Here is a 22,837-nt window from a genome sequence, read left to right as displayed (position 1 = left end):
GCGAGCAAGCTCGCTCCCACAGTTGATTTGTGTCGGCCGTATCAGCTCTGCAAAAACGCCTGATGCAGTTCAACCAGCGTTTCAAAATGATACGCCGGCGCTTCGGCGCTCAACTCTTCGTGGCTGCCGAACCCGTAACCCACCGCTGCCGCGTCCAGCCCGTTGCTGCGTGCGCCGATCAGGTCGTGCTTGCGGTCGCCGATCATCAGGGTGTTGGCCGGGTCCAGGTTTTCTTCGGCCATCAGGTGAGCAATCAGCTCGACCTTGTTGGTCCGGGTGCCATCCAGTTCGCTGCCGTAAATCACCTTGAAGTGTTTGGCAAAGTCGAAATGCCGGGCGATTTCCCGGGCGAACACCCACGGCTTCGAGGTCGCAATATACAGCTGTCGGCCTTGCCCGCTCAGGGTTTCCAGCAACGGCGTGACACCATCGAACACCCGGTTTTCGTAGAGTCCGGTGACCTTGAAGCGCTCGCGGTAGAAATTCACCGCCTCCCACGCCTTCGGCTCGTCGAAATCGTAGAACTGCATGAACGCCTGCAACAGCGGCGGGCCAATGAAGTGTTCGAGCTTGCTCAGGTCCGGCTCTTCGATCCCTAGTTTGCTCAAGGCAAATTGAATAGAGCGGGTGATGCCTTCGCGTGGGTCGGTCAGGGTGCCATCGAGGTCGAACAAAACGGTTTGGTAATGCATGTTGAATCCTGAATAAGAGTGCCGGGTCAAAGCTGGTCGTAACCTTCGGCCAGATGCAGGTCCTTGAGCTTCACGTAGTTCGCTGCGCTGTAGGTGAAAAAGGCGCGCTCCTTGTCGGTCAGCGGGCGGATCTGCTTCACCGGGCTGCCCACATACAGGAAGCCGCTTTGCAAATGCTTGCCCGGCGGCACCAGGCTGCCGGCACCGATGATCACATCATCGTCGACGACCGCGCCGTCCATGACGATGCTGCCCATGCCGATCAACACTCGGCTGCCTACCGAACAACCATGCAGCATGACCTTGTGGGCGATGGTCACGTCATCGCCGATCAGCAATGGAAAGCCATCCGGGTTGAACGGCCCGGCGTGGGTGATGTGCAACACGCAGCCATCCTGCACGCTGGTGCGCGCGCCGATGCGGATGCGGTGCATGTCGCCACGAATCACTGTCAGCGGCCAGATGGAGCTGTCTTCGCCAATTTCAACGTCGCCGATCACCACCGCCGAGCCGTCGACAAAAGCGCCTTTACCCAGCAGTGGCGTGTGGTTCTGATACTTGCGAAGGTTCACGATAGGGTTTCTCTCTGTTGCTGATAGCTGCGGTGAGCGTCGATTGTAATTAAGATGACTGCATGTTTCTCCAGCCAAGGTATCAACCGTGAGCGTGAACAACCCTCTTTTGCAGTCCTACGACCTGCCGCCGTTCTCCGCCATCCGCGCCGAACACGTACAACCGGCCATTGAACAGATCCTGGCTGACAACCGTGCCGCCATCGTCGAGATCCTCAAGACCCAGGCCAAACAGCCAACGTGGGCCGGCCTGGTGCTGGCGATGGACGAGCTCAACGATCGCCTGGGCGCCGCCTGGAGCCCGGTCAGCCACCTCAATGCCGTGTGCAACAGCGCCGAACTGCGTGAAGCCTACGAGTCGTGCCTGCCGGCCTTGAGCGCCTACTCCACCGAGCTGGGCCAGAACCGCGAACTGTTCCAGGCCTTCGAAGCCCTGGCCAGTAGCCCGGAAGCGGCCGGTTTCGAGGTGGCGCAGAAAACTATCCTGGAACACTCCCTGCGTGACTTCCGTCTGTCGGGTATCGACCTGCCGGAAGCCGAGCAGAAGCGTTACGCCGAAGTGCAAAGCAAGCTGTCCGAGCTGGGCAGCCGTTTCTCCAACCAGTTACTCGACGCCACTCAGGCGTGGACGAAACACATCACCGATGAAGCCGCCCTCGCCGGCCTGACGGATTCCGCCAAGGCGCAAATGGCCGCCGCGGCCCAGGCGAAGGACCTGGATGGCTGGCTGATCACGCTGGAATTCCCGAGCTATTACGCGGTGATGACCTACGCCCAGGACCGCGCATTGCGTGAAGAAGTTTACGCGGCGTACTGCACCCGTGCGTCGGACCAAGGCCCGAATGCCGGCCAGAACGATAACGGCCCGGTCATGGAAGAAATCCTCGACCTGCGTCAGGAACTGGCAAAACTCTTGGGTTTCAGCAGTTTCTCCGAGCTGAGCCTGGCGACCAAAATGGCCGAATCCAGCGATCAGGTACTGAGTTTCCTGCGCGATCTGGCCAAGCGCAGCAAGCCGTTCGCCGCCCAGGATCTGGAGCAGCTCAAGGCTTACGCCGCCGAACAAGGCTGCCCGGATCTGCAGAGTTGGGACAGCGGTTTCTACGGTGAAAAACTCCGTGAGCAGCGTTACAGCGTGGCCCAGGAAGCCCTGCGCGCCTACTTCCCGATCGACAAGGTGTTGAGTGGTCTATTTGCCATTGTTCAGCGCCTGTACGGCATCGAAATCGCCGAGCTCAAAGGCTTCGACACCTGGCACCCGGATGTCCGCCTGTTTGAAATCAAGGAAAACGGCCAGCACGTCGGTCGCTTCTTCTTCGACCTGTACGCTCGCGCCAACAAGCGCGGCGGTGCCTGGATGGATGGCGCCCGCGACCGTCGCCGCACGGCTGGCGGCGTGCTGCAAAGCCCGGTGGCGAACCTGGTGTGCAACTTCACCCCGGCCGACAGCGGCAAGCCTGCGCTGCTGACCCATGACGAAGTCACCACCCTGTTCCATGAATTCGGTCACGGCCTGCATCATCTGCTGACCCGCGTCGAGCATGCTGGCGTGTCCGGCATCAACGGCGTGGCCTGGGATGCGGTCGAACTGCCAAGCCAGTTCATGGAAAACTGGTGCTGGGAGCCGGAAGGTCTGGCGCTGATTTCCGGTCATTATGAAACCGGCGAACCACTGCCGCAGGACCTGCTGCAGAAAATGCTCGCGGCGAAAAACTTCCAGTCCGGCCTGATGATGGTGCGCCAACTGGAGTTCTCGCTGTTCGACTTCGAACTGCACGCCACCCACGGCGACGGCCGCAGCGTGCTGCAAGTGCTCGAAGGCGTGCGCGACGAGGTTTCGGTGATGCGACCACCGGCCTACAACCGTTTCCCCAACAGCTTTGCGCATATCTTCGCCGGTGGTTATGCCGCGGGTTATTACAGCTACAAATGGGCTGAAGTGCTGTCGGCCGATGCGTTCTCGAAGTTCGAAGAAGAAGGTGTGCTCAATGCCGACACCGGTCGCGCCTTCCGTGAAGCGATCCTGGCACGCGGCGGTTCCCAGGAGCCTATGGTGTTGTTCGTCGACTTCCGTGGCCGTGAGCCATCGATTGACGCACTCTTGCGCCACAGCGGCCTGAGTGAGGGCGCAGCAGCATGAGTGAGGGACCTGTGATTACGAAAAAACGCTTTATCGCCGGGGCGGTCTGCCCGGCATGCAGCGAGCCGGACAAATTGATGATGTGGAATGAAGACCAGGTCCCGCACCGTGAGTGCGTGGCCTGCGGTTACTCCGACACGCTCAATGAACAAGGGCTATCGGTGCCCAAGGAGTTGGGTACGCGGGTTAATACCAGCGCACTCAAACCAGCCGACACCAAGGTTCAGGCGGTTCAGTTCTTCCCGAACCCGAAACTGAAGAAAAAGCCGGACGAACAGCACTGAGTGAAAAAAAGCCCCCTTGCGCCATGCAACGGGGGCTTTTTTTATTCAATATGGGCGGACTTGAACCAGCTCTTCATCGAGCACGTGGCGAACGGGCTGGTGCTGCAATCGCCATTGGCCAGGGCCGTGCGCAGTTTTTCGACGTCGGCCTGCATCATGTAGCGGATGCCGTCCTTGAAGTGGGTACTGTCACCAAAGCCGCCCTGGGTCATTTCGTTCAGGGCCTCTTCCTTGGTCCAGCCCTGGATGACAACCCGGTACATGGCTGCCATCAGGCCGGTACGGTCGGAGCCGTGTTTGCAATGCATCAGCACCGGGCCTTTGGCTTCGGCAGACTTGATGGCGCGCAAGGCCTTGAGTACATCGGCGTCATCCACATGGTTGGTGCGATAAGGCAGTTGTACTTGAGTGATGCCTGGCGTAGACAACCAACTGGAGTCCGCTTCAGGCAGGAAGTTGATCACCGTCCCGACCTTGAGTGTCTCCAGCAGCGGCACCGCCCCCTTGTCCGGCAAGGCGCTGCGATAGAGCGTCGGCGACATCTGGAAGAGGTTGTATTGCTTCTCTACCGGTTGAGCCCAGTCTGCCGGACGGTGCATCACACTGTCGTCAGCAAGTGCCGATGTCAGGTTAACGAGTGCGACCAGCGACAGGCATATTGCAGATAAAAAACGTGGTAAAGGCATGCTTGAGCGACCGTTCAGAAAGGGACGGGAAGATGGTGGCAAGGATTAGTCATGCACGGTCAAAGGCCTGTGAGCGGACCGTCAAAGAATCGTGAAGTCCGCGCTCGGGTTACAGTTTCAGTTTGATGAATGTTTTGAGCAACTCGTTCAGTGCGGTCCCATAGTCAAACACCTGTCCAGTTTCAGGGTTGCGCTCACTTCCTTCAAAAGGCGAGCCGGAGTCCGCAGATTTGGTCTCGTACACACCGAGGCTATACAGTTGGTGATCCTCTTCATCAATGTCGAAGACCTCAACATCTACTCGAAGCTCGGGTGGTTCAGCGGGAAGACGATAAAGATACGCTATGCCCTCAGGAGCAATTATTTGTTGATGATAAAAAGCGAGTGCAAGCTCCGTAAGAGCTGCATTGTCCTTTTCGTCGATACTATTGTCTGGGGTAACATTAATGTCGGACCACGGGTCAAAATCGAGCTTTAAAGTTTTACCGTCGTCTTTTATATGGAGTGTCACGGATGGAGCAGTCGCGAGAGCATCAGCGAACTGCCCCATTGTTTTGTTCAGATACTCGCCTGCCCTTATTAGCTTGATAACTACCTGCACATCTTCCGGCGTTTTTATTTGTTGTAGATAAGCACCGGTTTTTATGGGCGTGGACATTTTTATCCTCGTGGCTGCCTGGAATGCATGCGGGAGCCCGCATGCATTCGGCAATAGCGCTTTCCAGTGATTGAAAAGTCAGGGCTCAGGGATTGACGATACTGGCATAAGCCTTTGCCAGCGCCTGTAGCTTGGCTTTGTCGTCGGCATCGACGTCACCGTCACCGTCTACATCCTTTCCAACGACCCTGATGCTGAAAGAATTACCGCCGTCAGAGGAAACGGCATTGAAAAAAACCGAATCCACCAGTGCTTCAACTTGCTTTTCGTTATCGGCATCCCAGCTTAGTTCCTTGCGTGCCAGTTGCAGAGAAACAACTGTATTGGGCTCCGAAAGGCTCGGTTGCATCAGTTGGAGGAAGATACCGCGCTGATTAAAAAAAGACATCAATAAATCCTTTTATTGGTTAGGTGTAGGTGGCGTTGCAGGAGAGGTGAATATACGATTTGGTATTGAATTCAGCCACGCGCTATATGTTTCGTTAGTTTGCGGCTGGCGTGTTAATTATCAGCTGAGCGATCTGCCATCGAATCGCAGGCCGAACGGTACTGGGCGCTAGCGACGCTTTCGTGTACTGTATGAATATACAGTCAAGAGGGTCCGTCGATGACCACTTCACTACCCCCTCGCGGCCGCGGCACCGCAACCAACCCGCACAACCGTTTTGCCCCCAGCCATTCGGTGGTTGAGGACGACGGCTGGTACCAGGAAGTACCGCTCACACAGGGCACCGAGGTGCGCATCGAAACGGCGAAAACCATCATTACCCGCAACACGTCGCCGGACTTGCCCTTCGATCGCTCGATCAATCCCTATCGCGGCTGCGAGCACGGTTGCATTTATTGCTATGCGCGCCCCAGTCACGCCTATTGGGACATGTCGCCGGGGCAGGATTTCGAGACGAAACTGATCGCCAAGACCAATGCCGTGGATGTGCTGGAAGAGCAACTGTCCAAACGTGGTTATCAATGCGCACCGATCAATCTGGGTTCCAACACCGACCCGTATCAACCGATTGAGCGTGAATACCAAATCACCCGCCGAACCCTCGAAGTGTTGCTGCGCTACCGCCATCCGGTAACCATCGTTACCAAGGGATCGCTGATTCTTCGCGACCTGGACTTGCTGACCGAGCTTGCCAGCCAAAGACTGGTTGCGGTAATGATCAGCCTGACCACCCTGGACGACGAACTCAAGCGCATCCTCGAACCGCGCGCCGCAGCGCCCAAGGCCCGGTTGCGGGCGATCAGGGTCATGCGCGATGCAGGCATCCCGGTGGGCGTGCTGTGTTCACCGATGATTCCGATGATCAACGACAGCGAACTCGAAAACCTGCTCACCGAGGCCCATGCGGTCGGGGCACAGAGCGCCGCTTACATGATGCTGCGCTTGCCACTTGAAGTGGCGCCCCTGTTCGAGGAATGGCTGGCGGCCCACTACCCTCAACGGGCGGCGCATGTGCTGAGCCTGATTCGCCAGAGCCGTGGCGGCGAGCTTTATGACAGCCGCTTTGGTGCGCGGATGCGCGGTGAAGGCCCGTTTGCGGACCTGCTGGCGCAGCGCTTTGCCAAAGCGATCAAACGGCTGGGGCTCAATCACCGGGAGGGGTTCAATCTGGACTGCGAAGCCTTTTGTCCGCCCGGTCGCCAAATGTCGTTGATTTGAGGACAATTGGCCTATGGTTGAGTACTGAAGATCGCGCTCACGCCTTAGGCTGGTCACGTTTTTTGTGACCTGGAACACGCGTCCTAGAGCGTTTTATTCAGTTTCAATTAAGATTCGGCCGCTACCTTGTTCATCGAGTGACTGATGGGTCGAGATGTTTGGCCTGGATGTTTTTTAACCAGCCACTGGCATCACCCCCGGAACACACGGGATGACTCCCTGAGCCCGCCAATGAGGATGAATTGATGAGTGACAAGGATAAACAGCCGTTGGCTGCGTCGGCTTCAGCCCAACCCGAGACGGAAACCGCCGATGCAGCGTTGCAGCACATCGTTGACGGCTTTTTGCATTTTCATCATGAGGTCTTTCCCCAGCAGGAAGAGCTCTTCAAGAAACTCGCCACGGCCCAGCGGCCGCGAGCGATGTTCATTGCCTGCGCCGATTCGCGCATTGTTCCTGAATTAATCACTCAAAGCTCCCCAGGCGATCTGTTCGTGACTCGCAACGTCGGCAATGTTGTGCCGCCTTACGGGCAAATGAACGGCGGTGTTTCCACGGCTATCGAGTACGCCGTGCTGGCCCTCGGCGTGCATCACATCATCATTTGCGGGCATTCCGACTGCGGCGCGATGCGTGCGGTGCTCAACCCGGACAGTCTGGAAAAAATGCCCACGGTCAAAGCCTGGCTGCGTCATGCCGAAGTGGCCAAAACCATGGTGCAGGAGAACTGCAACTGCTCCAGCGAAAGCGAAAGCATGCACATCCTCACCGAAGAGAACGTGATCGCCCAATTGCAGCATCTGCGCACCCATCCGTCGGTGGCCTCGCGCATGGCCAACGGTCAGCTGTTTATCCACGGCTGGGTCTACAACATCGAAACCAGCGAAATCAAAGCGTACGACGCCGATCGAGGCTGTTTCCTGCCGCTCAATGGCAGCCTGCCGATTCCTGTGGCGACGCCCAAAGCGCGCTTCTAAACCCTCCTAAATCGTTGTGTGGTTCATCCGAGGCTGCCGTTCAGGCAGCCTGGCTTTGCCATGCCTGAAGAAAACTTCGGGAGATTCACCATGCGTGCTGCTCGACTCAAAGCTGTTCTGCCACGGGAGCTGCTGGCTTCGGTGGTTGTTTTTCTGGTCGCCCTGCCCCTGTGCATGGGCATCGCGATTGCCTCGGGGCTGCCGCCGGCCAAGGGTCTGATCACCGGCATCATCGGTGGTCTGGTGGTCGGCTGGTTGGCCGGTTCGCCACTGCAAGTCAGCGGCCCGGCGGCGGGCCTGGCCGTTCTGGTATTCGAGTTGGTCCGCCAGCATGGCATCGCCATGCTCGGGCCGATTCTGTTGCTGGCGGGTTTGCTGCAACTGGTTGCTGGCCGATTGAAGCTGGGCTGCTGGTTTCGGGTGACGGCGCCTGCGGTGGTGTACGGCATGCTGGCCGGGATTGGCGTGTTGATCGTGCTGTCTCAGGTGCATGTAATGCTTGATGCCGTGCCCAAGCCCTCGGGCCTGGATAACCTGGCAGCTTTCCCGGCAGCGCTAGCTCAGGCGTTGCCCACGTTTGGCTGGCAAGCCGGTTTACTCGGTTTGTCGACGATCGCCGTCATGTGGCTGTGGGAGAAATTCCGTCCGCAATCCCTGCGCTTCATTCCCGGCGCGCTACTCGGCGTCGGTCTGGCCACGCTTGCCAGCCTGGTGTTGGCATTGCAGGTCAAACGGGTTGAGGTGCCGGCCAACCTGACGGAGGCCATCGACTGGCTGAAGCCAGCGGATCTGCTCAACCTGGCTGATCCGACCTTGCTGATCGCGGCGTTTGCCGTGGCATTCATCGCCAGCGCCGAAACCTTGCTCTCAGCCGCCGCGGTTGATCGCATGCACAGTGGTCAGCGCTCGGACTTCGACCGGGAATTGTCGGCGCAAGGTGTCGGCAACATGCTGTGTGGCCTGCTAGGGGCGTTGCCGATGACCGGCGTTATCGTGCGCAGCTCGGCGAACGTTCAGGCCGGAGCAACCACGCGGTTTTCGACCATTTTCCACGGCCTGTGGTTGTTGGCGTTCGTGCTGTTGCTGTCCAGCGTGCTGCAAAGCATTCCGGTGGCGAGCCTGGCGGGCGTGCTGGTGTACACCGGTTTCAAACTGGTGGATCTCAAGGTCTTCCGTGGTTTGGGCCGATATGGTCGGGCGCCGATGTTCACTTACGCGGCAACCGCGCTCGCCATCGTTTTCACGGACCTGCTGACTGGCGTGTTGATTGGCTTCGGTCTGACGCTGGTGAAGCTGGCGCTTAAAGCCTCGCGCTTGAAAATCAGCCTGATCGACCTGCCTCAGGAAGGGCAAATGGAATTGCGCCTGGTGGGCGCGGCGACCTTCCTCAAAGTGCCGGCGCTGACCCAGGTGCTGGGCAGCATTGCGCCGGGCACAACAGTGCATGTGCCACTCAACAATTTGAGCTACATCGATCACTCGTGTCTGGAACTGCTGGAGGAATGGGGGCGGGCGAATGCGGCCAAGGGTTCGAAGCTGTTGATTGAATCGCGGGGGTTGAAGCGCAGGCTCGAGGGGCGGGTGCGGACGAATACCGGCGTCGGTTCGACAGTGGTTTAACGACAGTCCTTTGTGGGAGCGAGCCTGCTTGCGATGAACGATAACGCGGTCTGCCTGACAAACCGCGTCGACTGAATCGCGAGCAGGCTCGCTCCTACAGGTACTGTGTTGAGCTCTGGATCAAGCTGCCGGCTGATCCAGTTCCAGGCCCACACCCAAACGGCGGGACATGCACGGCCAGCGTTTCCACGCGGCGCCGGTGTCCGGGCTGTTGAGCTTTTCACGGTAGGCTTCCACCGACTCCAGCGCGAAGCTTTCGTCATTGAGCATCTCGTCGATGGCGTGATGCACTACTTCGTCCAGTTGGTTGGCAAACTCCTCACCGATCAATTGGTGAGCAATCAGGTTGGCGACAGTCATGTCCAAGGGGATCAGTGGCTGGCCGAAATGCTTGATGTACAGGTCGTTCACCTCTTCGACAAACCGGTGCGCCAGATAGGCTTCATCCAGCAGGCTGTCGAGCCCGACGTGGCCGTCCATGATGGCTGGCGGCTGGAGGAAGTACTGCTCGGCGATTTCCAGCACCGGTTTGATCTGTGACTCAATGCCCGCTTCCCTGGCGACTTCATTGGCTGCATCCAGCAGATCAGGCACTTCTTCGATGTAGGCGGCGACAAATCGCGTCAGTACGCCGTTGGTATCGGTCTCCGGCAACTGGATCGCCGGGTGTAGATGAGGCAGTTTACTTTCCAGCTGACGCGTCAGCAGGCCGGTCTCGGCTTCATGTTGTTGGGCTTTTTGGATCTGCTCGCGCAATGCGGCGGTGTTCATGAAAACTCCAGGAAACAAGGCAATGAAATAGGGAAGACATAACTTAGCTGGCTTATGAAAAATGCTAAGACGCATTTGTCATAATTATTTCATCCTTGAGACGGCCCCGTTATATCGATTAGCCACCACTCGTCTGCATCCTTCTCCATTCGTGCCTTGCAAAGCAAGTTAATGCTGTCTCAGATGATTTACGCCTTCGCATTGCGAGGTCAGAGGTGCTGTCTATACTCGGGTTGGAATGGAGCTAGCTGATGACGCCCGACTGCATGTGCAGCAAGGCCCGGCGATTCAAGTTCGTAGTCTGATGCAGCCGCTCCCTTGCCGCAGGTGAAAGCCGGCGGGATAACAAGAACGATAAGGGGAACCCGCAATGATGCGACATCCACATGTCTGGATGGGCCTCCTGTTGTGGTCGATTTTCAGTCAGGCGCAAGCGGCCTGGACTGTGAATATGGCGCCTGGAGCGACTGAAATCAGTCACGCAGTATTCGACCTGCACATGACCATTTTCTGGATCTGTGTGGTGATCGGCATCATCGTTTTTGGTGCCATGTTCTGGTCGATGATTCTCCACCGCCGCTCGACCGGGCAGGTGGCCGCCAAATTTCATGAAAGCACCACCGTCGAAATCCTCTGGACCATCGTGCCCTTCCTGATCCTGGTGGCCATGGCGGTTCCCGCTACCGCAACCCTGATCAAGATGTACGACGCCAGCGAGCCGGAGATCGATATACAGATCACCGGCTACCAGTGGAAGTGGCATTACAAATACCTGGGCCAGGACGTCGAGTTCTTCAGCAACCTGACCACCCCCCAGGATCAAATCCACAACAAGGAAACCAAGAGCGAGCACTACCTGCTTGAAGTCGACAAGCCATTGGTGCTGCCGGTCGGCACCAAGGTGCGCTTCCTGGTGACCTCCGCCGACGTGATCCACTCCTGGTGGGTGCCGGCTTTCGCGGTCAAGCGCGATGCGATTCCCGGGTTCGTCAATGAGGCCTGGACCCGCATCGACAAGCCCGGCATCTACCGTGGCCAGTGCGCCGAGTTGTGCGGCAAGGATCACGGCTTCATGCCGACGGTGGTCGAGGTCAAGGAAAAGGCCGATTACGAAAAATGGCTGGCCGATCGCAAGGTCGAGGCCGCGCAGCTCAAAGAGCTGACCAGCAAGGAATGGACGCTCGATGAACTCAAGGATCGCGGCGACAAGGTCTATCACACCACCTGCGTGGCCTGTCACCAGGCCGAAGGCCAGGGCCTGCCGCCGATGTTCCCGGCGCTCAAGGGCTCGAAAATCGCCACCGGGCCAAAAGAGGCTCACCTGAGCCTGGTCTTCCACGGCAAGCCCGGCACCGCCATGGCGGCGTTCGGCAAGCAACTCTCGGAAGTCGATATCGCGGCAGTCGTGACCTATGAACGTAATGCCTGGGGCAACAACAAGGGCGACATGGTCACGCCTAAAGAAGTACTGGAGCTGAAACAGGCGGAAAGCAAATGACCCGGTCTATTGCGCACGTACGGAACCGGTCGGGGCTATGCACCCCGGCCTGCCCAGCCCATCTGTTTGCAGGAGACAGGACATGACTGCTGTAATCGATGAACATGTTCATACCGCCACCGCCACCGACCACGCCCACGGCCCAGCCAAAGGCTTGATGCGCTGGGTGCTGACCACCAACCACAAGGACATTGGCACGCTGTACCTGTGGTTTGCATTCTCCATGTTCCTGCTTGGCGGCTCGTTCGCCATGGTGATCCGTGCCGAGCTGTTCCAGCCGGGACTGCAAATCGTCCAGCCGGAGTTCTTCAACCAGATGACCACCATGCACGGTCTGGTGATGGTCTTCGGTGCAGTGATGCCGGCTTTCGTCGGCCTCGCCAACTGGATGATCCCGCTGATGATCGGCGCGCCGGACATGGCCCTGCCGCGGATGAACAACTTCAGCTTCTGGCTGTTGCCGGCAGCGTTCCTGCTGCTGGTATCGACCCTGTTCACCGCCGGCGGCGGGCCGAACTTCGGTTGGACCTTCTATGCACCGCTGTCGACGACCTACGCGCCGGAAAGCGTGACCTTCTTCATTTTCGCCATTCACTTGATGGGGATCAGTTCGATCATGGGGGCGATCAACGTGATCGCGACCATCCTAAACCTGCGCGCCCCCGGCATGACGTTGATGAAAATGCCGCTGTTCGTCTGGACCTGGCTGATCACCGCGTTCCTGTTGATTGCGGTGATGCCGGTACTGGCGGGCTGCGTGACCATGATGCTGATGGACATCCATTTCGGCACCAGCTTCTTCAGCGCCGCCGGTGGCGGTGACCCGGTGCTGTTCCAGCATGTGTTCTGGTTTTTCGGTCACCCCGAGGTGTACATCATGATCCTGCCGGCCTTCGGTGCCGTCAGCTCGATCATTCCGGCTTTTTCGCGCAAGCCATTGTTCGGCTACACCTCGATGGTCTACGCCACGGCGAGTATCGCGTTCCTGTCGTTCATCGTCTGGGCGCACCACATGTTCGTGGTCGGCATTCCGCTGGTGGGCGAGCTGTTCTTCATGTACGCCACACTGCTGATTGCGGTGCCAACGGGCGTGAAGGTGTTCAACTGGGCCAGCACCATGTGGCAAGGCTCGCTGACGTTCGAGACGCCGATGCTGTTTGCCGTGGCGTTCGTGATCCTGTTCTCCATCGGCGGGTTCTCCGGGTTGATGCTGGCCATCGCCCCGGCGGACTTCCAGTACCAGGACACCTACTTCGTGGTTGCGCACTTCCACTACGTACTGGTGCCGGGGGCGATCTTCGGGATCTTCGCCTCGGCCTACTACTGGATGCCGAAATGGACCGGCCACATGTACGACGAAACCCTCGGCAAGCTGCATTTCTGGCTGTCGTTCATTGGCATGAACATGGCCTTCTTCCCGATGCACTTCGTGGGGCTGGCGGGGATGCCGCGACGGATTCCGGACTACAACCTGCAATTCGCCGACTTCAACATGGTGTCGTCGATCGGTGCATTCATGTTCGGCGCCACGCAGATCTTCTTCCTGTTCATCGTGATCAAGACCATTCGCGGCGGTCCGCCAGCACCGGCCAAACCGTGGGACGGGGCTGAAGGCCTGGAGTGGAGCATCCCGTCACCGGCGCCGTATCACACCTTCACCACGCCGCCGGAAGTGAAATGAATACCTTGGCCCCTGTAGGAGCGAGCTCGCTCGCGATGAATGTGAAAGCGACGCGTTTTTCCAGACAGCATGCGTTTTCGTTTACGCCCATCGCGAGCAAGCTCGCTCCTACAAGGGGCACGGTGGAGGCTGGAAACCATGGCTGACTCGATTTCGTTGAGGAAACTGGTCACGCGCCTGCTGACCGTGGTGATTGCGATGTTTGTGTTCGGGTTTGCACTGGTGCCGATCTACGACGTGATGTGCAAGGCCTTTGGCATTAATGGCAAGACCGGCGGGCAGTACGAGGGTGAGCAGACGGTCGACACCTCGCGGCAGGTGCGTGTGCAGTTTCTGTCGACCAACACTGCCGATATGCCCTGGGACTTCTATCCCAAGCACGATGAACTGACAGCCAACCCCGGGGCGGTGAACGAAATGATCTTCATCGCCCACAACCCCACCGATAAGCCGATGAGTGCCCAGGCCGTGCCGAGCATTGCGCCGAGCACCGCGGCAGCGTACTTCCACAAGACCGAATGTTTCTGCTTTACCCAGCAAGTGCTGCAGCCCGGTCAACGGATCGAGATGCCGGTGCGTTTCATCGTTGACCGTGACATGCCCAAGGATGTGAAGCACCTGACGCTGTCTTACACGCTGTTCGATATCACCGCCCGACATCCACCGGTAGCTGTAAACACTGGCGGCTGAGCGTGCCCGATAAGGAGAACAATAAATGGCAACTCATGAACATTATTACGTTCCCGCCCAGAGCAAATGGCCGATCATCGCCACGCTCGGCATGGTCACCACCGTGTACGGCCTGGCCACCTGGTTCAACGATCTGAAAGCGGCGCGCCCGGAATCCCACGGGCCACTGATCTTTTTCGTCGGCGGGTTGCTGCTGGCCTACATGCTGTTCGGCTGGTTCGGCACGGTCATCAAAGAAAGCCGCGGCGGCTTGTACAGCGCGCAGATGGATCGCTCATTCCGTTGGGGCATGAGCTGGTTCATTTTCTCGGAGGTGATGTTCTTCATCGCCTTTTTCGGCGCGCTGTTTTATGTGCGTCACATCTCCGGGCCGGCGCTCGGCGGTGAAGGCGCCAAAGGCATCGCGCATATGCTGTGGCCGAACTTCGAGTTCGTCTGGCCGTTGCTGAACAACCCCGACTCGAAATTGTTTCCGCCGCCCAAGGAAGTCATCAGCCCCTGGGGCCTGCCACTGCTCAACACCGTGTTGCTGGTGAGCTCCAGCGTGACCGTGACCATCGCCCACCATGCCTTGAAAAAGGGCCATCGCGGCGCACTGAAGCTATGGTTGGCGTTCACCGTGTTGCTGGGCTGTGGGTTCCTCACGTTCCAGGCCGAAGAGTACATGCACGCCTACCGCGAGCTGGGCCTGACCCTGGGCTCGGGCATCTACGGTGCGACATTCTTCATGCTCACCGGGTTCCACGGCGCCCACGTGACCATTGGCACCATCATCCTGTTCGTGATGCTGATGCGGATCATGCGCGGGCACTTCGACAGCGAGCACCAGTTCGGCTTCGAAGCGGCGAGCTGGTACTGGCACTTCGTGGATGTGGTGTGGATCGGGCTGTTCGTTTTCGTCTATGTGCTCTAAAGCAGCTTGTAGGAGCGAGCTTGCTCGCGAAGGTGTATCAGTCGAAATCAAAGTGTCTGACACACCTTCGCGAGCAAGCTCGCTCCTACAGCTACCAGGGGACATGGGAGACCAGTTGGCCGCTGAAAAACCCCCAGGCGATCAGACCGAGGGTAAGGGCGGCCAGCGTCACTCGCACACTCAAGGCAATGACGAGGCGGTTTGAGCGGCTGTCGTCCTTGACCAGAAAAAACAGGCCGCTGAACAGGCTGACAACCGTGGCAATCAGCATCAGGACGATGGCTGCTTTGAGCATGGTGAGACTCCGGGGGGACAAGCGATGCATTTGAGTATAGCTATCGCGATGACCAGACTTTCTGGCTATGCCATGAAGTGCTTTCGGCCGGGTATCGTGCCAACGCTTGTGGTGGCGCTGTTGCTGCCGCTGCTGGTGTCCCTGGGGTTCTGGCAGTTGAGCCGGGGCGCGGAGAAAAGCGCGCTGCTGCAAACCTACGCCGAGCGCCGTGTCGCCGAGCCGATGGCCAGCACCGAACTGCAACACACTACAGACCCGGCCTTCCGCCGGGTTCGCCTGCACGGCCAGTTCGATGTCGAACACAGCCTGCTGCTGGACAACAGTCAACGCAACGGCAGGGTTGGTGTCGAGCTGTTGCAACCGTTTCACGATCAGGCCAGCGGGCTCTGGCTGCTGGTCAATCGCGGCTGGCTGCCGTGGCCGGAGCGCCGCACGCCACCCCAATTCAAGACACCCACCGAAGCGGTCAGCCTCGACGCGTGGGTCTACGTCTCCCCCGGTGCGACGTTCCAATTGCACGCAGATCCCACAACGTCGACATGGCCGAAGCTGATTACGGCTGTTGAGCCAAACAAACTCTGGACAGTACTGAACCGCGAAGGCTTTGCCTTTGAGCTACGCGCCGAAACCGGCCCCGCCACCTATCAGGCCGACTGGCCGGTGGTAGCCATGGGCCCGGAAAAACACATCGCTTATGCCGTGCAGTGGTTCGCCATGGCGATCGCCCTGTTCGGTCTTTATCTCTATCTCGGCTGGCACAATGCAAAGGAGAAACACCATGGGAGCGGCCATGAATCCACCCAGCATGTCTGAGGCGAAACCTTCGGTGAACCGGCGCAAGGGCCGCATGCAACTGCTGTTGATTTTGCTCGGGGTGATCGGTCCTATGATCCTCGCCACCGGCATGTACAAGCTGAATTTCTGGGTGCCCGAGGGCCGCAGTTATCACGGCGAACTGATCGGCAACGGCCAGACCCGCGCCGATATCGGCGTGCAGGCCCAGGAAGATCGCTGGCAGATGCTGGTGACGGCGCCCAAGGATTGCGCGGTGGACTGCCAGCAACTGGTGTATCTGGCGCGGCAGATCCAGATCGGCCTCGGCCGCGATGCGTCCCGCGCCAGCCATGCATTGGCCGCCACGCAGACGCTGAACAGCGATTACGAGACTAAACTTCAACGCGAGTACCCGCAGTTGCAACGCTATTCACTGGACTTGCCTGCCTATACAAAAGGCGCTCAGAGCAGTGATGCGCCGAACCTGTGGATCATCGACCCCCACGGCAATCTGGTGCTGCGCTACGACCCGTCGGTGAAGGGCAAGGACCTGCTCAACGACCTGCGTCACCTGCTGAAACTGTCGAATATCGGATAAGGGCATCGTCATGGCCAAACCTGGATTTCGCCTCGCGTTGTTTGCCACCTTGCTGGCACTGATTGTGGTGTTGCTCGGCGCCTACACCCGCCTGACCCACGCCGGCCTCGGCTGCCCGGACTGGCCCGGCTGCTACGGCTTCATCAGCGTGCCGAAAAGCGAAGCCCAGCTGGCCCATGCCGAATTGCATTTTCCGGACACTCCAGTCGAGGCCCACAAGGGCTGGAACGAGATGATCCACCGCTACTTCGCCGGCACGCTGGGGATATTGATCACGGTGTTGGCCGGTCGTGCGTGGTTGCATCGCCGCCATCCGGGGCAACCGGTGAAGTTGCCGTTGTTTCTGTTGGCGGTGGTTTTTGGCCAGGCCGCGTTCGGCATGTGGACGGTAACGCTCAAACTTTGGCCGCAGGTGGTCACCGGGCATTTGCTTGGCGGTTTCGCGACCTTGAGCCTGTTGTTTCTGTTGACCTTGCGCCTGTCCGGCGTATTGCCGGCGCTGACCGTGCCGCGACGTCTGCAGCACTGGGCGACTGCCGGACTGCTGCTGGTGATCGGGCAAATCGCCCTCGGTGGTTGGGTCAGTTCCAATTACGCCGCCGTGGCCTGTATCGACTTTCCTACTTGCCACGGCCAATGGCTGCCACCTGCCGACTTCGCCAATGGCTTTCACCTGACCCAACACATCGGTCCGAACTATCTCGGCGGGCAACTGGACAGCGATGCCCGTACGGCCATTCACCTGACCCATCGCATCGGTGCATTGCTGGTCACCCTGGTGTTGCTCGGTCTGGCCTGGCAATTGAAGGTTGTCGGCATGACGCGCCTGGCAGGTCTGGTGCTGATTGCCCTTGGTGCACAAATCACACTGGGCATCAGCAACGTGCTGTTCCATCTGCCGCTGCCAGTGGCCGTCGCGCATAACGCGGGCGGCGCGGCGCTGTTGCTAACCATGGTGCTGGTCAATTACCACGCCAGAACCAGTCTGGTCCGGGTCAAACAGCCAATGCGCTGGCACTTCAGCCCACGTAAACACTCAGCCGGGCCCATAACAATAAAAGGAGAGATGCCATGGCGATTCTGATCGGCGAACGTCCCAGTCAGGCGATCTGGCGTGACTACCTGGAGCTGACCAAACCCAAAGTCGTGGTGCTGATGCTCATCACTTCACTGGTGGGGATGTTCCTCGCGACCCGTGCCGGCGTGCCGTGGACGGTGCTGATTTTCGGCAACCTGGGCATCGCTTTGTGTGCCGGTGGCGCGGCGGCGGTCAATCATGTGGTGGACCGGCGCATCGATGCGATCATGGCGCGCACCCACAAACGGCCGCTCGCCGAAGGCCGGGTTTCGCCGGCCGCCGCGCTGACGTTCGCGCTGGTATTGGCGCTCCTCGGACAAGCCCTGCTGCTGGCGTTTACCAACCCGCTGACTGCGTGGCTGACCCTCGCCTCGTTGCTCGGCTACGCGGTGATCTACACCGGATTCCTCAAGCGCGCGACCCCGCAGAACATCGTCATCGGTGGTCTGGCCGGCGCCGCCCCGCCGTTGCTCGGCTGGACCGCCGCCACCGGCCACGTCAGCGCCGAACCGCTGCTGCTGGTGCTGATCATCTTCGCCTGGACCCCGCCGCACTTCTGGGCACTGGCGATCCATCGCAAGGAGGAATACGCCAAGGCCGACATCCCGATGCTGCCGGTCACCCATGGCGTGCACTACACCAAGATTCATATCCTGCTGTATACCTTCGCGTTGCTCGCTGTCAGCCTGATGCCTTACGTGATCCACATGAGCGGTATTCTGTACCTGGCGTGTGCGCTCGGGCTGGGTGCGCGATTTCTGCAATGGGCCGTGGTGTTGTACCGTGGCACTCGGCCGCACGCGGCGATCAACACGTTCAAGTACTCTATTTACTACTTGTTCTTGCTGTTTATCGCCCTGCTCGTAGACCACTACTTACTGTTGAACCTATGACTCGAACCCAGAAAACCGTCTTCATTCTCGTTGCCCTGGTCGCACTGATCCTGGGCCTGACCGTCAACAAGGTGCTATCCGGGAAGAATCAGGGCGATCCTACAGCGCTGATCGACGCCGGCATCATTTTGCTGCCGCAGAGCCGTAATCTGCCGGACGTGACGATGACCAATCAGGACGGCCAGCCGGTCGCGATCAATGAATTGAAAGGCAAGTGGAGCCTGCTGTTCTTCGGCTACACCTTCTGCCCGGACATCTGCCCGACCACCCTCGCCCAGCTGCGACAGATCAAGAGCGAGTTGCCGCCAGAAGCGGTGGATAAACTGCAAATCGTGCTGGTCAGCATCGACCCCAATCGCGATACGCCCAAGCAGCTCAAGCAGTACCTGGGTTACTTTGACCCACAGTTCATCGGCCTGACCCCAGTGTCGACCGAAGAGCTGCAAAAGATCGCCAACGCGGTGAGCATTCCGTTCATTCCGGCGGACACCAGCAAGCCGAACTACACCGTTGACCACAGCGGCAACCTCGCGGTGATCGGGCCGGACGGCACCCAGCGCGGGTTTATTCGGGCGCCGTTGAACAATGCGAAGCTGGTGGCGCAGTTGCCGGTGATGCTCAAACGCAACTGAAAACACCACCAAACCCTGTGGGAGCGAGCTTGCTCGCGATGGCGGACTGACATTCAACATCTATGTTGGATGTGACGGCCCCATCGCGAGCAAGCTCGCTCCCACAGGAGGGCTGTGTTTCGGCACAAAAAAGGGGCGCATTCGATGCGCCCCCTTTTCGTTGCAAGCAGTCGGTCAGAACGCCGGCACCACCGCGCCTTTGTACTTCTCGAGAATGAAAGCCTTCACTTCCGGGCTGTGCAGGGCAGCCACCAGTTTCTTCATCGCTTCGCTGTCCTTGTCGTCCGGACGAGCCACCAGAATGTTCACGTAAGGCGAGTCGCTGCCTTCGATGAACAGCGCGTCCTTGGACGGATCGAGCTTGGCTTCCAGCGCGTAGTTGGTGTTGATCAGCGCCAGGTCGACCTGGGTCAGCACGCGCGGGATAGTCGCGGCTTCCAGTTCGCGGATTTTCAGGTCCTTGGTGTTCTCGGTGATGTCCTTGACGGTCGACAGGATGTTGTTCGAATCCTTCAACTTGATCAGGCCGGCCTTGGCCATCAGCAACAGCGCACGGCCGCCGTTGGTCGCATCGTTCGGGATCACCACGTTGGCGCCGCCAGGCAGTTCAGCAATGGTCTTGTACTTGCTGGAGTAAGCACCCAGAGGCTCCAGGTGCACGCCCGCCACCGACACCAGGTGGGTGCCCTTGGCCTTGTTGAACTCATCCAGGTACGGCTGGTGCTGGAAGAAGTTGGCGTCCAGGCGCTTTTCCGCGACCTGCACGTTCGGCTGGATGTAGTCGGTGAATACCTTGACCTTCAGGTCCACGCCCTCTTTGGCCAGGGCCGGCTTCACGAATTCGAGGATCTCGGCGTGCGGAACCGGAGTAGCCGCGACGGTCAGGGTGTCGGCCGCGTGGGCCGAGAATGCGGCAACAGCAGCGAAGGCGACGAGTAGTTTTTTCATTCAGCTAACTCCTTGTGGGTGCCCGCTTGCGGCGCCGGTTTCCGGCGCCTGCCAGCGAATGGCCGGCTCATGTCTTATTTACGGGAGAAATGCACAACCAGTTTGTCGCCGACGGTTTGCAGCACCTGGACCAGTACCAGCAGCAACACCACCGTCACGACCATCACATCGGTCTGGAAACGCTGGTATCCGAAGCGAATCGCCAGGTCACCCAGACCACCGGCACCCACGACACCGGCCATAGCCGTGTAGGACACCAGTGTAATTGCTGTCACCGTAATCGCCGCGAAGATGCCCGGACGAGCCTCCGGCAGCAACGCGTTGGTGATGATCTGTCGGGTGGTCGCGCCCATGGCCTGGGTCGCTTCGATGATGCCGCGATCCACTTCACGCAGGGCGGTTTCCACCAGGCGGGCGAAGAACGGCGTGGCACCCACCACCAGCGGCGGAATCGCACCGGCGACACCCAGGGACGTGCCGGTGATCAACACGGTGAACGGGATCATCACAATCAACAGGATGATGAACGGCAGCGAACGCAGGATGTTCACCACCAGCGACAACAACGCGTAGACGCCTTTGGCTTCCAGCAACTGGCGCGGGCTGCACAGGAACAGCAGCACTCCCAGGGGCAAGCCGAGCAGCACGGTGAACAGCAGCGAACCGCCGAGCATCAGCAGGGTGTCGCCGGTGGCCAGCCAGATTTCGAACCAGTCGATATTGGCGAAGAAACTTGTCAGGGCTTCCATTAGCGCAGCACCTCCATGTGGACGTCGGCTGCGGTGAAGCGGGCAAAGGCCGCTTCCATGTCACCGCCGGTCACGGCCAGGGTCAGTTGCCCGTAAGGGATGTCTTTGATGCGGTCGATACGACCGGCCAGGATGCTGTAGTCCACACCGGTTTCCCGGGCGACAGTGCCCAGCAGAGGCGCGTAGGTCGCTTCGCCCTGGAAGGTTAGGCGCAGGATGCGCCCCGGTACGTGAGCGAAGTCGTCACGCTGCTCGCTTTCGTCGATCTGCTCGTCTTCCTGCACGAAACGCTTGGTGGTCGGGTGCTTCGGATGCAGGAATACCTCGGCCACCGAGCCTTGCTCGACGATCACGCCGGCGTCCATCACGGCTACCTGGTCGCAAACCCGACGGATCACGTCCATCTCGTGGGTGATCAACACAATGGTCAGTTTCAGCTCGCGATTGATCTCGGCCAGCAACTGCAACACCGATGCGGTGGTTTGCGGGTCAAGGGCGCTGGTGGCTTCATCGCACAGCAGGATTTTTGGCTTGGTCGCCAGGGCGCGGGCAATGCCGACACGCTGCTTTTGTCCGCCGGACAATTGCGCCGGGTACTTTTTCGCGTGGTCGGACAAACCGACCCGCGCCAGCAGCTCGGCCACGCGCGAGTCGATCTCGCTGCGCGACAGCTCGCCGGCCAGGGTCAGTGGCAGCGCGACGTTGTCGGCGACAGTCTTGGAGGCCAGCAGGTTGAAGTGCTGGAAAATCATCCCGACCTGCTGACGGAAGCGGCGCAGGCCATTGGCGTCGAGCGCGGTGACTTCTTCACCGTCGACGGTGATCTTGCCGCCACTGGCGTTTTCCAGGCGATTGATCAGACGCAGCAGGGTACTTTTTCCTGCACCGGAATGACCGATCAAGCCGAAAACCTGCCCGTTCTCAATCGTCAGACTGGTCGGATGCAGAGCGGGGATTTCCTTACCGGCGATGCGGTAGGTTTTATGGACGTTTTGAAACTCGATCACGTAGCGAACCTTGTGGGGCGCGTTAGAAAAGGATCAGCGGTTAGCCGGGCGCGCATTTTAGCCTGTCCGTATAGAGGTTCTTAGCATTTATTTCGCATTTGTCCTGTCATTTGGAAATAACGCGATCAAAGGTCAGAAAAAAGGAACGGCTGAAGAGGCTCACTCCAGCGATTGGTCGGCATCGGGTTTGGGAGAGGTATGCGAAGGCCAAGGCGATTTCGGCCTGAGCATTTTTATTGCCAGAAAGGATGCCTTCGCGGGCTTGCCCGCGAAGCTTTTCAGGGTTTCCGAGGGCTAAGAACCATCTGCGCCGGAACACTGCGCAAAATCTGCCGCTCAAGCTTCAGATCAAACTCAGGATCGAGCTTCTTCACCCGTTTGGTCAGCAAGTTAGCCAGCCAAGGGTAATCATTGGTGCGTGGAGCCTGAATGCTCACGTCGCACTGAAAATTCACCACATCAGCGGCAATGGCATCCAGTTGGCGACGCAGTTTGCCCATATCGTTGATATTCAGCACGATCGTGGTGCTTTCAGCCGTCAGGTCGATAACCTTGGCTTTTGGCTTGGCTTCGGCAGCCTTGAGGGCGGCTTCGGCTTTTTCCAGCTCGGCCTTGCGCGCCTGGGCAATCGAGCCGTTGACTCCGCCGGTCAGTGCCGGAGCCTTGGGCATCAACGCGCGGGCACGGCTCAGGGCGGTCGCGGCGGCATCCACATCACCCTTTTGCAGCACGATCTGGCTGCGGCGCAGGTAGGCTTCGGCCAGTTGCCGCTGGTATTGCTCAAGGGAAGCATCGTTGGGCGATTCGGCCTGCAAGGCTGCCAATTGGTCCTCGGCGGTGGCCAGTTCATCGCTGGCGATGTTTTGCTCCAGCTGCACGATGGCCGTGGCCCGTGCATCGGCGGCCTTGGTGGCTTCCGATGGCGTGCTTTGGCAGGCGCCCAGCAGCAAAGAAAATGCGACAAGGAGCAGATAACGGGAGGCGAACGACTTCATTCCTGCGACTCTCTATTTGC

Annotated in this window: 25 protein-coding genes; 14 read left to right on the top strand and 11 right to left on the bottom strand. The window is 59.1% G+C overall.

The annotated features are described in order from the left end of the window. Positions 1 to 41: 41 nt before the first annotated feature. Positions 42 to 692, bottom strand: a complete 651-nt coding sequence (locus AC1DXW_RS03400; RefSeq protein WP_477753448.1) for an HAD family hydrolase — start codon at positions 690 to 692, stop codon at positions 42 to 44. 26 nt (positions 693 to 718) lie between these two features. Continuing rightward, a complete protein-coding gene (locus AC1DXW_RS03395) occupies positions 719 to 1,264 on the bottom strand; it encodes a gamma carbonic anhydrase family protein (protein WP_477753447.1) in 546 nt (181 codons plus the stop codon). Positions 1,265 to 1,352: 88 nt separating this feature from the next. On the opposite strand from AC1DXW_RS03395, the gene prlC reads away from it, so the two are divergent. Together prlC and AC1DXW_RS03385 are read left to right on the top strand one after the other, a co-directional pair. Next, on the top strand, positions 1,353 to 3,404 hold the full coding sequence (gene prlC, locus AC1DXW_RS03390; RefSeq protein WP_477753446.1) for an oligopeptidase A: 2,052 nt from the start codon (positions 1,353 to 1,355) through the stop codon (positions 3,402 to 3,404). After that, positions 3,401 to 3,688, top strand: a complete 288-nt coding sequence (locus AC1DXW_RS03385; protein WP_008018424.1) for a YheV family putative zinc ribbon protein — start codon at positions 3,401 to 3,403, stop codon at positions 3,686 to 3,688. The genes prlC and AC1DXW_RS03385 overlap by 4 nt, the downstream gene beginning before the upstream one ends. Positions 3,689 to 3,729: 41 nt before the next feature. Here the strand turns inward: AC1DXW_RS03385 and AC1DXW_RS03380 are convergent, their stop codons facing one another. From AC1DXW_RS03380 to AC1DXW_RS03370, 3 genes are all read right to left on the bottom strand, one after another. After that, positions 3,730 to 4,374 (bottom strand): phosphatase domain-containing protein, encoded by a 645-nt coding sequence (locus AC1DXW_RS03380; protein WP_477753445.1) that lies wholly within the window; start codon positions 4,372 to 4,374, stop codon positions 3,730 to 3,732. Between the two features lie 109 nt (positions 4,375 to 4,483). Beyond that, positions 4,484 to 5,032, bottom strand: coding sequence for a hypothetical protein (locus AC1DXW_RS03375; protein ID WP_477753444.1), 549 nt, complete (start codon positions 5,030 to 5,032; stop codon positions 4,484 to 4,486). Positions 5,033 to 5,117: 85 nt separating this feature from the next. Further along, positions 5,118 to 5,420, bottom strand: coding sequence for a hypothetical protein (locus tag AC1DXW_RS03370; protein ID WP_056726732.1), 303 nt, complete (start codon positions 5,418 to 5,420; stop codon positions 5,118 to 5,120). Between the two features lie 219 nt (positions 5,421 to 5,639). Here AC1DXW_RS03370 and AC1DXW_RS03365 point away from each other — a divergent pair, with 219 nt between their 5' ends. From AC1DXW_RS03365 to AC1DXW_RS03355, 3 genes are all read left to right on the top strand, one after another. Continuing rightward, positions 5,640 to 6,698, top strand: a complete 1,059-nt coding sequence (locus AC1DXW_RS03365) for a PA0069 family radical SAM protein (RefSeq protein ID WP_477753443.1) — start codon at positions 5,640 to 5,642, stop codon at positions 6,696 to 6,698. Between the two features lie 245 nt (positions 6,699 to 6,943). Further along, positions 6,944 to 7,675, top strand: a complete 732-nt coding sequence (locus AC1DXW_RS03360; RefSeq protein WP_477753442.1) for a carbonic anhydrase — start codon at positions 6,944 to 6,946, stop codon at positions 7,673 to 7,675. Between the two features lie 90 nt (positions 7,676 to 7,765). Then, positions 7,766 to 9,295 (top strand): SulP family inorganic anion transporter, encoded by a 1,530-nt coding sequence (locus AC1DXW_RS03355; protein WP_477753441.1) that lies wholly within the window; start codon positions 7,766 to 7,768, stop codon positions 9,293 to 9,295. 120 nt (positions 9,296 to 9,415) lie between these two features. Here AC1DXW_RS03355 and AC1DXW_RS03350 read toward each other — a convergent pair whose 3' ends face one another. After that, positions 9,416 to 10,066 (bottom strand): hypothetical protein, encoded by a 651-nt coding sequence (locus AC1DXW_RS03350; RefSeq protein WP_477753440.1) that lies wholly within the window; start codon positions 10,064 to 10,066, stop codon positions 9,416 to 9,418. A gap of 370 nt (positions 10,067 to 10,436) precedes the next feature. Between AC1DXW_RS03350 and coxB the strand changes: the two genes are divergently transcribed. The 4 genes from coxB (at position 10,437) to AC1DXW_RS03330 (ending at position 14,848) form a co-directional block, all read left to right on the top strand. Further along, positions 10,437 to 11,564, top strand: coding sequence for a cytochrome c oxidase subunit II (gene coxB, locus AC1DXW_RS03345; protein WP_477753439.1), 1,128 nt, complete (start codon positions 10,437 to 10,439; stop codon positions 11,562 to 11,564). Positions 11,565 to 11,646: 82 nt separating this feature from the next. Next, positions 11,647 to 13,245, top strand: coding sequence for a cytochrome c oxidase subunit I (gene ctaD, locus AC1DXW_RS03340; RefSeq protein ID WP_477753438.1), 1,599 nt, complete (start codon positions 11,647 to 11,649; stop codon positions 13,243 to 13,245). A gap of 138 nt (positions 13,246 to 13,383) precedes the next feature. Then, complete coding sequence (locus tag AC1DXW_RS03335; protein WP_477753437.1) at positions 13,384 to 13,935, top strand: cytochrome c oxidase assembly protein; 552 nt, start codon at positions 13,384 to 13,386, stop codon at positions 13,933 to 13,935. A gap of 25 nt (positions 13,936 to 13,960) precedes the next feature. Beyond that, the gene (locus tag AC1DXW_RS03330; RefSeq protein ID WP_477753436.1) at positions 13,961 to 14,848 is read left to right on the top strand and encodes a cytochrome c oxidase subunit 3; all 888 of its coding nucleotides are present in this window, start codon (positions 13,961 to 13,963) and stop codon (positions 14,846 to 14,848) included. 91 nt (positions 14,849 to 14,939) lie between these two features. Here the strand turns inward: AC1DXW_RS03330 and AC1DXW_RS03325 are convergent, their stop codons facing one another. Further along, positions 14,940 to 15,143 (bottom strand): twin transmembrane helix small protein, encoded by a 204-nt coding sequence (locus tag AC1DXW_RS03325; protein ID WP_223455081.1) that lies wholly within the window; start codon positions 15,141 to 15,143, stop codon positions 14,940 to 14,942. 72 nt (positions 15,144 to 15,215) lie between these two features. Here AC1DXW_RS03325 and AC1DXW_RS03320 point away from each other — a divergent pair, with 72 nt between their 5' ends. Genes AC1DXW_RS03320 through AC1DXW_RS03300 form a run of 5 tightly spaced genes read left to right on the top strand, consistent with a single transcriptional unit; the run spans position 15,216 to position 19,118 of the window. Next, on the top strand, positions 15,216 to 15,956 hold the full coding sequence (locus AC1DXW_RS03320; protein WP_477753456.1) for an SURF1 family protein: 741 nt from the start codon (positions 15,216 to 15,218) through the stop codon (positions 15,954 to 15,956). Next, positions 15,922 to 16,515, top strand: coding sequence for a hypothetical protein (locus AC1DXW_RS03315; protein ID WP_477753435.1), 594 nt, complete (start codon positions 15,922 to 15,924; stop codon positions 16,513 to 16,515). The genes AC1DXW_RS03320 and AC1DXW_RS03315 overlap by 35 nt, the downstream gene beginning before the upstream one ends. A 10-nt stretch (positions 16,516 to 16,525) precedes the next feature. Continuing rightward, entirely contained in the window at positions 16,526 to 17,599 is a 1,074-nt protein-coding gene (locus tag AC1DXW_RS03310) for a COX15/CtaA family protein (protein ID WP_477753434.1), read from the top strand. After that, positions 17,587 to 18,486, top strand: coding sequence for a heme o synthase (gene cyoE, locus AC1DXW_RS03305; protein ID WP_477753433.1), 900 nt, complete (start codon positions 17,587 to 17,589; stop codon positions 18,484 to 18,486). The genes AC1DXW_RS03310 and cyoE overlap by 13 nt, the downstream gene beginning before the upstream one ends. Beyond that, positions 18,483 to 19,118 carry an SCO family protein gene (locus AC1DXW_RS03300; RefSeq protein WP_477753432.1) on the top strand — a complete coding sequence of 212 codons (636 nt, stop codon included), beginning with the start codon at positions 18,483 to 18,485 and terminating at the stop codon, positions 19,116 to 19,118. The genes cyoE and AC1DXW_RS03300 overlap by 4 nt, the downstream gene beginning before the upstream one ends. A 174-nt stretch (positions 19,119 to 19,292) precedes the next feature. Here AC1DXW_RS03300 and AC1DXW_RS03295 read toward each other — a convergent pair whose 3' ends face one another. From AC1DXW_RS03295 to AC1DXW_RS03280, 4 genes are all read right to left on the bottom strand, one after another. Then, positions 19,293 to 20,066: a MetQ/NlpA family ABC transporter substrate-binding protein gene (locus tag AC1DXW_RS03295; protein ID WP_477759763.1), complete on the bottom strand. Its 774-nt coding sequence runs from the start codon at positions 20,064 to 20,066 to the stop codon at positions 19,293 to 19,295. Positions 20,067 to 20,140: 74 nt separating this feature from the next. Further along, positions 20,141 to 20,815, bottom strand: a complete 675-nt coding sequence (locus AC1DXW_RS03290; RefSeq protein WP_477753430.1) for a methionine ABC transporter permease — start codon at positions 20,813 to 20,815, stop codon at positions 20,141 to 20,143. After that, positions 20,815 to 21,822: a methionine ABC transporter ATP-binding protein gene (locus tag AC1DXW_RS03285; protein WP_477753429.1), complete on the bottom strand. Its 1,008-nt coding sequence runs from the start codon at positions 21,820 to 21,822 to the stop codon at positions 20,815 to 20,817. Before AC1DXW_RS03285 ends, AC1DXW_RS03290 begins: the two co-directional genes overlap by 1 nt. A gap of 278 nt (positions 21,823 to 22,100) precedes the next feature. After that, on the bottom strand, positions 22,101 to 22,817 hold the full coding sequence (locus AC1DXW_RS03280) for a PA5502 family lipoprotein (protein WP_477753428.1): 717 nt from the start codon (positions 22,815 to 22,817) through the stop codon (positions 22,101 to 22,103). Positions 22,818 to 22,837 lie beyond the last annotated feature (20 nt).

Source organism: Pseudomonas sp. P4_C4 (assembly GCF_056402055.1).
This window is presented reverse-complemented; position numbering and strand designations above follow the sequence as displayed.